12 protein-coding genes are annotated in these 13,092 nt (G+C 69.8%); 9 read left to right on the top strand and 3 right to left on the bottom strand.

Annotated elements, in window-relative coordinates; translation table 11 throughout:
• Positions 1-14 precede the first annotated feature (14 nt).
• On the bottom strand, positions 15-209 hold the full coding sequence (locus OG194_RS06870; protein WP_327399949.1) for a hypothetical protein: 195 nt from the start codon (positions 207-209) through the stop codon (positions 15-17).
• On the opposite strand from OG194_RS06870, the gene OG194_RS06865 reads away from it, so the two are divergent.
• The 4 genes from OG194_RS06865 to OG194_RS06850 all read left to right on the top strand — a co-directional run bounded on the left by OG194_RS06865 (position 199) and on the right by OG194_RS06850 (position 5,194).
• Positions 199-1,740 (top strand): MFS transporter, encoded by a 1,542-nt coding sequence (locus OG194_RS06865; protein ID WP_327399948.1) that lies wholly within the window; start codon positions 199-201, stop codon positions 1,738-1,740. The two genes, OG194_RS06870 and OG194_RS06865, sit on opposite strands and share 11 nt — an antisense overlap.
• Positions 1,741-1,826: 86 nt before the next feature.
• A complete protein-coding gene (locus OG194_RS06860) occupies positions 1,827-2,075 on the top strand; it encodes an Atu4866 domain-containing protein (protein WP_327399947.1) in 249 nt (82 codons plus the stop codon).
• A 12-nt stretch (positions 2,076-2,087) separates the two neighbouring features.
• Positions 2,088-3,635, top strand: a complete 1,548-nt coding sequence (locus tag OG194_RS06855; protein ID WP_327399946.1) for a Na+/H+ antiporter — start codon at positions 2,088-2,090, stop codon at positions 3,633-3,635.
• Between the two features lie 167 nt (positions 3,636-3,802).
• Positions 3,803-5,194: an amidohydrolase family protein gene (locus OG194_RS06850; RefSeq protein WP_327399945.1), complete on the top strand. Its 1,392-nt coding sequence runs from the start codon at positions 3,803-3,805 to the stop codon at positions 5,192-5,194.
• Between the two features lie 107 nt (positions 5,195-5,301).
• On the opposite strand, the gene OG194_RS06845 is transcribed toward OG194_RS06850, so the two are convergent.
• Complete coding sequence (locus tag OG194_RS06845; RefSeq protein ID WP_327399944.1) at positions 5,302-6,375, bottom strand: glycosyl hydrolase family 18 protein; 1,074 nt, start codon at positions 6,373-6,375, stop codon at positions 5,302-5,304.
• Between the two features lie 107 nt (positions 6,376-6,482).
• A complete protein-coding gene (locus OG194_RS06840; protein ID WP_327399943.1) occupies positions 6,483-7,313 on the bottom strand; it encodes a GntR family transcriptional regulator in 831 nt (276 codons plus the stop codon).
• Between the two features lie 134 nt (positions 7,314-7,447).
• Here OG194_RS06840 and OG194_RS06835 point away from each other — a divergent pair, with 134 nt between their 5' ends.
• The 5 genes from OG194_RS06835 (at position 7,448) to OG194_RS06815 (ending at position 13,057) form a co-directional block, all read left to right on the top strand.
• Positions 7,448-8,833 carry an ABC transporter substrate-binding protein gene (locus OG194_RS06835; protein WP_327399942.1) on the top strand — a complete coding sequence of 462 codons (1,386 nt, stop codon included), beginning with the start codon at positions 7,448-7,450 and terminating at the stop codon, positions 8,831-8,833.
• A gap of 65 nt (positions 8,834-8,898) precedes the next feature.
• Positions 8,899-9,804, top strand: coding sequence for a carbohydrate ABC transporter permease (locus OG194_RS06830; protein ID WP_327406997.1), 906 nt, complete (start codon positions 8,899-8,901; stop codon positions 9,802-9,804).
• A 111-nt stretch (positions 9,805-9,915) separates the two neighbouring features.
• Entirely contained in the window at positions 9,916-10,818 is a 903-nt protein-coding gene (locus tag OG194_RS06825; protein WP_019058936.1) for a carbohydrate ABC transporter permease, read from the top strand.
• Positions 10,815-12,062 (top strand): 6-phospho-beta-glucosidase, encoded by a 1,248-nt coding sequence (locus tag OG194_RS06820; RefSeq protein WP_327399941.1) that lies wholly within the window; start codon positions 10,815-10,817, stop codon positions 12,060-12,062. Before OG194_RS06825 ends, OG194_RS06820 begins: the two co-directional genes overlap by 4 nt.
• Positions 12,062-13,057: an N-acetylglucosamine kinase gene (locus tag OG194_RS06815; protein WP_327399940.1), complete on the top strand. Its 996-nt coding sequence runs from the start codon at positions 12,062-12,064 to the stop codon at positions 13,055-13,057. The genes OG194_RS06820 and OG194_RS06815 overlap by 1 nt, the downstream gene beginning before the upstream one ends.
• Positions 13,058-13,092: the final 35 nt, after the last annotated feature.

Below are 13,092 nucleotides of genomic sequence, written 5' to 3'. Positions count from 1 at the left end.
CGGCGGGTCCGGTTTTACGGTGGCTTGGTGGCCCGACCGGCACTGAGCTGCCGTACCTTCTTCTCGACCGACCGCACACCTCGCTCCGGGAGCGGCAGCATGAGCGCGAGTACGACAACGGGGAACAGCGCCGGGTCCTCCTCGGCCTGGGCGCCGTTGGGGCGGCCGGTGTTCCGGGCGCTGTGGATCGCCCAGTTCGTGTCGAACATCGGCACCTGGATGCAGACCGTCGGCGCGCAGTGGCTGCTGCTCGGGCACGGGGCGACCATGGTGACGCTGGTCCAGACGGCGTCGAGTCTGCCGATCGTGCTGCTGGCGTTTCCCTCGGGTGTGCTCGCGGACCGGTTCGACCGGCGCGGGCTGCTGCTGGTGGCGCAGGTCGCGATGTTCGCCGTGTCGGCGGTGCTGACCGTACTGGCCTTCGCGGACGCGCTGTCCGCCGTACCCCTGCTGGCCCTCACTTTCCTCCTCGGCTGCGGTACCGCCCTGATGGGGCCGTCGTGGCAGGCCATCCAGCCGGAGCTGGTGGAGCGGGAGCAGTTGGGGCAGGCGTCCGCGCTGGGCGCGGTGAACATGAACCTCGCGCGTGCGGTCGGACCGGCGCTCGGCGGTGTCGTGGTCGCGGCGGCCGGCGCGGGCTGGGTGTTCGGCTTCAACGCGGTGTCGTTCCTCGGGATCGCCGCCGTACTGGTGCTGTGGCACCGCCCGAAGACCACTGTCCCCGCGGCCCAGAAGGAACGGCTCCTGACCGCGGTGTACGCGGGCCGCCGCTACGTTTGGAACGCTCCAGGAATCCGCCGCGTCCTGCTGCGCACGGCCCTGTTCATCCCCGGCGCGGCAGCGCTCTGGTCCCTGCTGCCGCTCATCGCCGCCGACTCCCTCGGACTGGGATCGGGCGGCTACGGCCTGCTGCTCGGCGCGGTCGGTGTCGGTGCGGTGGCGGGCGCGTTCGCGCTGCCGTGGCTGCGCCAACACCTCGGTATCAACGGCATCTTGGGCGCGGGCGCCGTCGTGTTCGCCCTCGTCCTGCTGGTCCTCGCGACCGTGCACGTCACCTGGCTCGCGGTCCTCGTGCTGCTGCCCGCCGGGGTGGCCTGGATCGGCGTCCTGTCCACCCTCAACGCGGCGATCCAGACCCGGCTCCCCGGCTGGGTCCGCGCCCGCGGCCTCGCCGTCTACCTGCTGGTCTTCCAGGGCGGCCAGGCCGTAGCCGCCCCCGTGTGGGGCGCCCTGGTGCAAGGGCTGGGCCTGACCACCGCCCTCCTCATCGGCACCGCCGTCATGGTGCTGAGCGCGCTCAGCCTCTACCGCTGGCGGCTCTACGGCATGGAGGGCATCGATCCCACCCTCTCCGACCACTGGCCGACCCCGCCGCTGGTCTTCGTGCCCGGTCCCTCCGACGGCCCGGTGCTGGTCTCCGTGGTGTACCGCGTCGCACCGGACGACAGTGCGGCGTTCATCGACGCCATGGAACGTGTCGCCCAGTCCCGCCGCCGTACCGGCGCCATCACGTGGGGCCTCTTCCAGGACGGCAACGAACCCGGCCGGTTCATCGAGAACTACCTCGTCGGCTCCTGGGCCGAGCACCTCGCCCAGCACCACGACCGGCTCACCGCCACCGACCGGAGTTTCGAGGACCGCGCCCGCGCCCTGCTCCTGCCCGGCACCGCCCCCGAGGTGACCCACGCCTTCGACGCCGCCGTTGGACCGGTCCTGCCCACCTCGGAGAAAGCCTCCTGAAGACCTGAAAGATCTGAAGGTGGGTGCCGGACACCCAGGAGAGGTGTGGTCTGGTTACCGCCGCGCGGGAACGCGACGGTGGAGCCATGAACACGAACGCGGCACCGCACCCCTTCGTCGGCATGTGGGTCACCGCCGACGGACACATCCGGCAGGAACTCCTCCCGAACGGCCGGTACGACGAGGCCCGCGGGAACCGTCCAAGTGCCTACACCGGCAGCTACACCGTCACCGGCGACCACATCGACTACGTCGACGACACCGGCTTCACCGCCACCGGTGACGTCCGCGACGGCGTGCTCTTCCACGAGCACCTCGTCCTGTACCGCGCGTAACCCGGTACGGCCATGGACAGCCTCGAACTGATCGTCGTCGTCGCGGCCGCCGTCCTGCTCATGGGCTGGCTGTCGCGGCGAACGGGCCTGAGCGAACCCCTGCTGCTGCTCGCGGCGGGATGTCTCGTGGGACTGACTCCGTCCTTCTCGTCGTTCGCGCTGTCTCCGGACGTCGTCCTGTTCCTCTTCCTGCCCGCGCTGCTGTACTGGGAGGCGCTGACCTCCTCGGTGCGGGAGATCCGCAACAATTTCCGTAGCATCGCGCTCCAGTCCACCGGGCTGGTCCTCGCCACCGCCGTCGCGGTCGCCGTCGTGGCCCACGCGCTGGGCTACGGCTGGCCGATCGCGTTCGTCCTCGGCGCCGTGCTCGCCCCGACGGACGCGGCGGCCGTCGCCGCGGTCGCCAAGGCCATGCCGCGCCGCATCCTGACCGTGCTGCGCACCGAGAGCCTCCTCAACGACGGGACCGCGCTGGTCCTGCTCGCGGTGACCATCGACGTCGTCACCGACGAGCACCCTTTCTCCTGGTCCGGCACGGCACTCGCCTTCGTCGCGTCGTACGGCGGCGGCATCCTGATCGGCGCGGCGGTCGCCCTGCTCCTCATCCCGGTCCGGCGCCGGCTGCCCGAACCGCTGCTGCACAGCGTGCTGAGCGTCGCGACGCCGTTCCTCGCCTATCTGCCGGCCGAACTCCTGCATGTGTCCGGTGTGTTGGCGGTCGTCGTCTGCGGGCTGGTGTCCGCCTGGTTCGGGCCACGCGTCATCGGGTCCGAGGCCCGTATCCAGGCCGTCGCCTTCTGGGAGGTGGCGAGTTATCTGCTCAACGGCGCCCTGTTCGTCCTCGTCGGCAGCCAACTGCCCGCCGCCGTCCGGGCGTTGACGTCCGTGTCCCTGGTGCAGGCGACGGTCGCCGCCCTCGCGGTGAGTATCGCGGTGCTCGGGACGCGGCTGCTCTGGTTCTACTCGGTGCCCTATCTCGTGCGGCTCCTGGACCGGCGTCCCCAGCAGCGGGACCGTCGGATCACCGCCCCGCAGCGGTTGCCGCTGGCCTGGGCCGGGATGCGCGGCGCCATCTCGCTGGCCGCAGCGCTGACCGTGCCCGCGACCACTGCCGAGGGCCGGATCGTCGGGCAGCGGGACGCCGTCGTGTTCATCACCGCGGTCGTCATCGTCGTCACCCTGACCTTCCTCGGGCCCACCCTGCCGGCCATGGTCCGCCGGGCCCGTTTCCCGGCCGACGAGGACAAGAGCGCCGAACTCACCCTGGCCCGCTGCCGGTTGAGCAGCGCCGCGCTGGACGCCATGCCGGCGCTGGCCGAGCGGTTCGGGGTCGCCGAGGAGGACACCCTGCGCATGGTCCAGGACATCGAGGACCGCACGGCCTCCGCACCCGGCTCCGCGCACCGCCGCGAGAGCGTACGGCGCCTCCAACTCGCCCTGCTCCAGGTCAAACGCGACACCCTCACCGACCTGCGCGACAGCGGCCGTATCGACGACATCGTCCTGCGGGCGGTCCAGGAAGTGCTCGACGTGGAGGAGATCCGGCTGGGGCGGCCGTAGTTGCCGGACGCCGTCCTGGGTGCGGCGCACCTAGGGAAACGGCCTCCTGGTTGCCGCACGAGCGCGGATCGAATCTTGGGCCACTCGCCACTCGCCGCATGCCGCACGCCACCCGACGTCGCCCGACGTCGCCCGACGTCACCGAAGTCATCCGAAAAGGGGCTCTCATGAACGCCAACGACACCACCAGCGCCGGCCTTCTCGACCAACTGTGCCGCCAGTCCGCCGACCCGAACCGGCGCATCCTGTTCACCGGCGCGACCATCGTCACGATGGACCCGGAACTGGGCACTGTGCAGGGCGACTTGCTCATCGAGGGCGACTCGGTCGCCGCGATCGGGCCGGGGCTGTCCGCGGAGGGCGCGGTCGTCGTCGACGCCTCCGGCACCATCCTCGCGCCCGGTCTCGTCGACACCCACCGGCACGCCTGGGAAGCCCAGTTGCGCCGGATCATGCCCGACGTCGACGACCTCGGCGGCTATGTGATGGCCACCCTCGCGGGTTACGCCACCGTCTACCGGCCCGAGGACATGTACATCGGCACCAGACTCGCGGCGCTCACCGCGCTCGACAGCGGCATCACCACGATGCTCGACTTCTCGCACAACTCCCGTACCCGCGAGCACTCCGACGCGGCGATCGAGGCACTCCGCGACACCGGCATCCGCGGCGTCCACGCCTCCATGGGCGCGCACTTCGGCGACTGGGACCACCAGTGGCCTGCCGACCTGAACCGCCTCAAGGACCGGTACTTCAGCAGCGACGACCAGCTCCTCACGCTGCGCCTGGCGACCCTCGCCACTGACGAGATCACCGGACCCGCCCTCGCCTACGGCCCCGAACTCGCCTGTACCGCAGCCGACTTGGGCATCGGTGTCAGCGTCGACGCGGTCTTCGGTGCCTCCGGATCGGAGGCGGTGCTGTCCTGGGCGAACCACGGCATCCTCGGTCCCGACGTCACCCTGATCCACTCCACGGGGCTGACCGTCGAGGCATGGAAGGCGATGGGGGAGTCCGGTACGACGGTGGCCCTCGCGCCCACCTCGGACGCGCAGATCGGCCTGGAGACGGCGATCCCCGCGGTGGACGAGGCACTCGCCGTCGGCATCCGCCCCGGACTGAGCATCGACGTCGAAGTCGCCCTCGCCAGCGACCTGTTCACACAGATGCGGGCCCTCCTCGCGATCCAGCGGATGCGTGCGGTCAACGCGGCCTACGGCACCGGCGGCGAGCTGTCGCGCATCACCACGTACGACGTCCTCGACTTCGCCACCCTCCAGGGAGCCCGGACCAACGGGCTCGGCGATGTCACCGGCTCCCTCACCGTCGGCAAGAAGGTGGACCTGTTGGTCGTCCAGGCCGAGGACCTCAACAACATGCCGCTCAACGACCCGATCGGGACACTGGTGTTGGGCTCCGACGCCCGCAACATCACCGCTGTGTTCGTCAACGGGCAGCCCCGTAAGTGGGACGGGCGGGTGCTCGACGTGAACCTTCCCGAGTTGCGGGCCGAGGTCGCCGCCTCTCGCGACCATGTGCTCAACACGCCTGCGAAGTAAGTGGTGTTGAAAGGTAGGCGGAGTTGATGCGGCGGGCACCCGAACCCGAGGGTGCCCGCCGCATCAGTGCCGTAGGCGGATCAGACAGGTCAGTTGGATCAGACGGGTCAGTTGGAGAACCAGGGGTTCCCGCCGCCCAGCGACCACACCGAGACCTTGGTGACGCCGAGGCCCTTGAGGACGGCCAGCTTGCGGTCCATGGCGACGCTGTCGACGTAGTCGTAGAGGACGCCGCCGGAGACCCAGCGGATCTCGCCGGAGGAGGCGTCGCGGCGGCTCTCTATGGTCGCCGGGTTGGAGGAGAAGCCGGGGCTCTTCTTCATGTCGCTGAACTGGATGTTGCCCGTAACGGAGTTGAGGTCGCACGGGTCGGGCGCGCTGTAGCCGTAGGAGGGCACGCCGATGATCAGGCGGTTGGGGTCGGGGATCTTGCTCTGCGCGTACTGGGTGACCTTCTTCAGCCAGTCGTAGGGGCTGATGGGCAGGCAGCGGGCGCCGGACGCGGTGTCGAACTCCTCGTCGTACGCCATGATCACCACGTCGTCTGCGCCGGTGGCGGCCACGGCGGCGTAGTCGTAGAACGAGGCGTCCTCGGTCATGGCCGGTGCGTCGACCTGGAGGCGCTTGCCCTTGGCGTGCAGGGCGGTGGCCAACTGCTTGAGGAACGTCTTGTAGTTGGTGAAGTCGGCGGTGCTCCAGGACCAGTAGTCCTCAAGGTCGACGTCGACGCCGCTGAGCCCGGCGTCGCTGACGAGGGAGGTGACCTTGGTGACGGCCGCCGTACGGGTGCTGCTGGTGCTGACCAGGGCGTGGACGTCGGCGGTGGTCATACCTGAGAGGGTCGGGTACTGGTACGTCGAGTGTGCCTTGAGGTCGGCGACGTTGGCCGCGCTGTAGGTGTTGCAGCTGCCGTCGGCGGTGGTCTCCAGTTTCACCGAGCCGTTGCTCTGGACCGACCAGTACTCGGGGTTGAGGGCGCCGTTCTTCACCCTGTTGTCGGCGTACTCGCTCTTGGCGGTGCAGGTGGAGTCGCCGGTCGACCCGGGGTAGAGCCAGGTCTGGAGCTGGACGCCCGAGGTGGCGGAGGGGGTCGCGCCGGCCGGGACCGAGGCCGTACAGGCGAGCAGTGTGGTGACCGTGGAGGCCACGACGCCGGTCACGGTGAGTGCGTGACGGAACATGAGCGGTCCTTTCTGGTGGGGAGGAGCGGGTCTTGCGGGTGCGGAGGGCGTGCGGGACCGCCGCGTCGGCCGACGGGCCGGCGCGGTGAACTGGTGGGTGAGGGTGGCTAGTTGCTCCAGTAGGGGTCGAAGACCAGGGTGTCGGCGCCGGGGACGGTGGTGGCCGCCGACCAGGAGCCGTCGACGACGCGTCCGCCGTCGGGCCGGGCCGCCAGCGACAGCCTGGTGAAGATGCGGTAGCGGTCGCCTCGGTAGACGGAGCGGGTGAACTCGACTACCCGGCCTGCCGCGTCGCGCGCCGCCCGTTCGAAGAGCAGGGCGGGCGTGTGCACGGAGACGCCGAGGAGTTCGGCCTCCCACTCGTCGACCACGGTCGGTTCGATGCTCTGCGCGGCGTCGGTCAGCAGGATCTCGTATCGCTGCCCGAGCAGCCGGTAGAAGGAGTCGGTCTCCAGGTCGCGGGCGGTCAGTCCGGGGACCAGCGCGTGCGGTACGTGCAGGGTCTCCACGCACATCGGGTCGCCGTCCACCGTCCGCAGCCGGAGGATCCGCAGGATCTGCTCGCTGGGCGCGATGCCCAGCCGGCGGCCGATCCGGGGTCCCGCGGCGACGGTCTTGAAGTCCAGGGTGCGGCTGGCCCAGGTGCCGTCCACACCGCCGACGCCCAGGCCCTGCGCCTGCCCGGGGACGGACCCGCCGAGGTGCTGGGCGACCTTGGCGCGGGCGACGAAGACGCCCCGCCCGTGCTCCCGCACCAGCAGACCGTCACGGACGAAGTCGTCGACCACCGCGCGCAGGGTGGGGCGGGAGACCCCGAGTTCCTCGCACAGCTGCCGTTCGCCCGGGAGGGGGCGGCCGGGCCCGGTCTCCTCGACCAGGTCGAGGAGGTGGGTGCGGATGCGTTCCCGCTTCTCCCAACGGCTCTCACCGCTGACCATTCCTACCAACTTTCCATACCGGTGGTCATTTTTCTTGCGGGTTACTTCCGAAATGCTTGCTTGACAGTGCCCAAATGGTGCCCCAACATGTGCCCACTGGTCAATAAGTGGTAAGCGAAATCGCCGGAGGTTCCATGTCCGAGTCCCGTGGCGGACCCGTCACCCGTACCACCCGTACCCCCCGCCGCGCCGCCCGCCGTACCGTCGCCGCGTCGCTGCTCGTGGTAACGGCGCTGCTCGCCGCAGCATGCACCACCGGCGGTGCCACGTCGAAGGCGGACACCGGCGCCGACGACACCACCCCCGTCACCATCACCTTCTGGCACGGTCTCAGCTCCCCGCACGAGATCGCCTCGGTCGACGCGGTGCTGGCCAAGTTCCACAAGAAATACCCGTACATCACCGTCAAGGCCGTCGCCGCCCAGACCGACGACAAGGTCAACCAGGCCATCCGCGGCGGCACCGCCCCCGACGTGGCCTCCTCGTTCAACGCCGCGAACGTCGGCGGCTGGTGTTCCAGTGGAGCGTTCCAAGACCTCACCCCGGACATCAAGGCCGACCACGTGGACATGAGCCAGATCCCGAAGGCCGTCCAGTCGTACACCGCCTTCGACGGCAAGCGCTGCACGATGCCGTGGCTCGCCGACACCTTCGGCCTGTACTACAACAAGAAGCTGTTCGCGAAGGCCGGGATAACCTCCCCGCCCAAGACCATGTCCGAACTGGCCGTGGACGCCAAGAAGTTGACCACCTTCAACGCGGACGGCTCGATCAAGACCGCCGGGTTCATGCCCTACCTCGGCGCCTACGAGATGCTCACCGAACACCTGGTCCCCAGCTGGGGCGGCAAGTGGCTCACCTCCGACGGCCAGTCCAACGTCGGCGGCGACCCCGCCTTCGCCCAGGCGTTGACCTGGCAGAAGAGCCTCGTCGACTGGTTCGGCGCGAAGAAGCTCGTCACCTTCAAATCGGGCATGGGCGACGAGTTCTCCGCCCAGAACGCCTTCGAGACCGGCAAGTTGGCCATGATGGTCGACGGCGAGTGGCGCAACGCCTTCATCAAGAACGACAAGGCCGACATCGACTACGGCACCGCGGCGGTACCGGCCGCCGACGGCAAGTCCCAGCTATACGGCGCCGGTTACGTCGGCGGCAACGTCATCGGCATGCCGCGCGGCGCCAAACACCCGGGCGCCGCCTGGAAGTTGATCAAATTCCTCACCACCGACACCAACGCACTCACCTCGCTGGCCGACGCGATCGGCAACGTCCCCACCACCACGGCCGCGCTCGACTCGCCCTCGCTCGGCCTCTCCAAGGACCCCGACTTCGCCCCGTTCCTCGAGGTCTACAAGAACCCGCTCACCACCACGACCCCGGCCAGCGGCGACGGCGGCGCCTATCTCACCAACTTCGGTCACTTCGTGGAGAAGTGGCAGAGCGGCGGCGTACCCGACCTGAAGGCCGGCCTGACCGCGGTCGACAAGCAGAACAACGCCGCGCTCAAGCTGGGGCAGTGACCGTCGTGGCCACCACCCACCAGATCGCTCAACTCCCGCTCGCCACCGCCCCATTGAAGGCCCGGATGCGCCGCAACCGGCTGCGCGTCCTGCTCTTCCTCGCCCCCGGCCTGGTCGGCTTCGCCGTCTTCCTGATCTACCCCCTGGTGATGACGGTCTGGCTGTCCTTCACCAACTCGAACATGATCTCCCAGGCCCAGTTCGTGGGGCTGCGCAACTACCGCTACCTGCTCGACGGCGACCCGCTGATCTGGCACGCCGTCCGCAACACCGCCTGGCTGGTGGTGATCATGGTTCCGGCGCAGGTGCTCTTCGCCCTCGGCGTGGCCATGGTCACCGCCCGGCTCAAGGCCGGAGCGAGCCTGTTCCGCACCCTGTTCTATCTGCCCGCGCTGGCCCCGCCGGTCGCCGCGACCGTCGCTTTCGTCTGCATGTTCAACCCCAACTCCGGCCCGGTGAACCGGATCCTGGGCCTGCTGGGCATCCACGGCCCGCTCTGGTTCAACTCGCCGGACTGGTCCAAACCGGCCCTGACCCTGCTCGCCCTGTGGGGCAGCGGCACGATGATGGTCATCTTCCTGGCGGCCCTGCTGGAGGTCCCCGCCGAGCTGTACGAGGCCGCGGAACTGGACGGCGCCGGTCCCTGGCACCGCTTCCGCTACGTCACCCTGCCGACGATCTCGCCGGTCGTGCTGTTCGCGACCGTCACCGGGGTCATCGCCGGACTCCAGTACTTCACCCAGGCGATGGTCGCCTCCCAGGTCGCCAACGGCAACATCCAGCCCGCGCCCGGCTACCCGGACGGGTCCACCCTCACCTTCCCGCAACAGCTCTACATCGCCGGCTTCAACCAGTTCCACGCGGGCTACGCCTGCGCCCTCGCCGTAGTGCTCTTCGTGGTGGCGATGGCCTTCACCGTCGTCCTGCTCCGCCGCGCCTCCGGCTTCGACATCGAGGAGTCGCCGCGATGACGTACGGCTTCGACACCTTCCGCATCGAGGAGTCACCGCGATGACCTACCGCTTCGCCCATCGGGAAGTCGCCCCGGCTGCACGGGACGTGGCCGTCGAGGAGTCGCCACGATGACGACGACCTACGCCCCGGCACCCGCCCGGCAGACCCGCGCCGCCTCACCCCACCGCGCCGCACGCGGCCGGGCCGGACGCCGCAGGACCCTCATCTGGATCGCCGAACACGCCATCGCCGTCGGCCTGGCCTGCGCCTTCATCGGACCGATCGTGTTCATCTTCCTGACCTCGGTCATGACCGACGGCCAGTCCCTCACCACCAGCCTGTGGCCCCACCACTGGCAGTGGTCCAACTACCGCACGGTCTTCTCCACCGCCCCGGTCGGCACCTGGCTCCTCAACACGGTGATCTACGCCGTCGCCGCCACCGCGACCACCCTGCTGTCCAGCGTCCCCATCGCGTACGCGCTCGCCCGGTTCCGCTTCAAGGGCCGCAACACGGCGTTCCTCTGCGTCATCACCATGATGATGCTGCCGCCCCAAGTCCTCGTCATCCCCATGTACTTGATGTGGGCCAGACTCCATCTCACCGGCACCATCTGGCCGTTGGTGCTCCCGTCCCTCTTCGGGGACGCCTTCTCGGTGTTCCTGCTCCGCCAGTTCCTGCTCACCGTCCCCGAGGACTACCTCAACGCGGCCCGCATCGACGGCTGCGGCGAACTCCGGGTCCTCACGCGGGTGGTGCTGCCGATGATGCGCCCGGCGCTCGTCGCGGTCGGCCTCTTCGCCTTCTTCAACGCCTGGAACGACTACTACGGCCCGCTCATCTACACCGGCGAGACGCCCGCCCACTGGACCCTGGCCCTGGGCCTGGCCACCTTCAAGACCTCCCACGCGGTGCAGTGGAACCTCACCATGGCGGCGACCCTCATCGCGATGGCGCCGGTGATCATCGTCTTCTTCTTCGCACAAAAGGCCTTCATCGAGGGCGTCACACTGACAGGAGTCAAAGGTTGAAGATCACCGTTGTCGGCGGCGGATCCACATACACCCCCGAACTCATCGACGGATTCGCCCGATTGGGCCTCCCTGTCACCGAGATCGCCCTGGTCGACCCCGACCCCGACCGGCTCGACGTCATCGCCCCGTTCGCGCGCCGCATCCTGGCCCGCCAAGGCAGTTCCGCGGAGATCACCACCACCGCGGACCCGGACGCCGGCATCGACGGCACCGACGCCGTCCTCTTCCAGCTCCGCATCGGTGGCCAGGCCGCCCGGCACGTCGACGAGACCTTCCCGCACGAGTGCGGCTGCATCGGCCAAGAGACCACCGGGGCAGGCGGGTTGGCCAAGGCGCTGCGCACCGTCCCCGTCGTCCTCGACCTCGCCGAACGGGTCGCCAAGCGCGCCCCGAACGCCTGGATCGTCGACTTCACCAACCCGGTCGGCATCGTCACCCGCGCCCTACTGGACGCCGGACACAAGGCAGTTGGGCTCTGCAACGTCGCCATCGGCTTCCAACGCACCTTCGCCGACTGGCTCGGCGTCGACCACGAGCGCGTCGCCCTCGACCACGTCGGCCTCAACCACCTCACCTGGGAACGGGCCGTGCGGCTCGACGGCGTCGACGTCCTCCCGCGCATCTTCGACGAACACGGGCAGGCCCTCGCGGACCGGCTGCGCATGCCGTTGGACGTGGTCCGCAGGCTGGGCGTCGTCCCCTCCTACTACCTGCGCTACTACTACGCCCACGACGAGGTCCTCCGCGAGCAGCTGAGCGAACCCTCCCGCGCCCAGCAAGTGGCGGAGATGGAGGGCGACTTGCTGAAGATGTACGCCGACCCGGCCCTGACGGAGAAGCCCGCCCTGCTGGACAAGCGCGGCGGCGCCTACTACTCCGAGGCGGCCGTCCAGCTGGTGCACGCCCTCACCGCCGACACCGGAGACGTCCGCGTCGCCAACGTCCGCAACAACGGCACCCTGCCCTTCCTCGCCGACGATGCCGTCATCGAGGTCCCGTCCCGCATCGACGCCCAGGGCGCAACTCCCTTGCCCGTCACGGCCGTAGAGCCGTTGTTCGCCGGACTGATCGCGCATGTGACGGCCTACGAGGAACTGGCCCTGGAAGCAGCCCTGCACGGCGGAGTCGACCGCGTCGCGACAGCACTGCTGGCGCATCCTCTCGTCGGCCAGGTCAAGGTGGCCGAGGAGTTGGCGGCGAAGCTCGTCGCCGCCAACCGCGAACACCTGTGGTGGGCCTGATGAAGACAGGCCTGCTGCTGGCCGTCGACGGCGGTAACTCGAAGACGGATGTCGCCGTGTTGAGGACGGACGGCACGATTCTTGGCCGCGCGAGGGGCGGCGGCTTCCGCCCGCAGGCGGTGGGCGTGGACGCGGCGATGGAGGTACTGGCGGCCCTGCGTGCCGAGGCGATGGAGTCGGCGGGGGTGGCGGCCGACGTTGAGGTGGACGGCATCACGGCCTTCCTCGCCGGGGCCGATCTGCCGTACGAGATCAAGGCGTTGCGCGAGGCCGTCGGCGCCCGCCGCTGGGCGGTGACCCGGCGCGTCGACAACGACTCCTACGCCGTCCTGCGCGCCGGTGCCAGCCGTCCCTGGGGCGTCGGCGTGGTCTGCGGCACCGGCATCAACTGCGTCGGCGTGGCCCCCGACGGCCGCACCACCGGCTTCGCCGCGCTGGGCGGGATCTCGGGGGACTGGGGCGGCGGCATCGACGTGGGCACGTCGGCGCTGTGGCACGCGGCACGGGCGGAGGACGGTCGCGGACCGCGAACTGCCCTCCTCGCGGCGGTAATTGATCACTTCGGCCTGGCGACGGTCGCCGACGTCACCGCCGCCCTGCACAGGGGTGACCTCCCCGCCATCCGTCTCAGCGAACTCTGCCCGGCGGTCTTCGCGGCCCGCGACGAAGGCGACGAGATCGCCACCGAACTGGTCGAACGCCTCGCGGCGGAGATCGCGAGAATGGCGGTCACGGTCCTGTGCCGCCTCCAGCTCACCGTCTCCCCGGACCCCGAAGTGGTCCTGGGCGGAAGCGTGTTGGCCGCCGGCCACCAGGCTCTCCTGGACGACGTCGACCACCGCCTCAGGGAAGCGGTGCCGACCGTCCGCCCGGTGGTGTGCACGGGACCACCCCTGCTCGGCGCGGCCTTGGCGGCCCTGGACCTGCATCCGCGAGCGGACGCCGGGGCGGAGGCGCGGTTGCGTGCGGGGTTCCGGGGGAGCGGTGGCTCCTGATCCGGTACGGCCGCCCGCACTTGGGCGTTCGGCGG

This window comes from Streptomyces sp. NBC_01288 (assembly GCF_035982055.1).
Lineage (GTDB): Bacteria > Actinomycetota > Actinomycetes > Streptomycetales > Streptomycetaceae > Streptomyces.
Note: the sequence above shows the minus strand (reverse complement) of the source record. Positions and strands in the feature narration are given on the sequence as shown.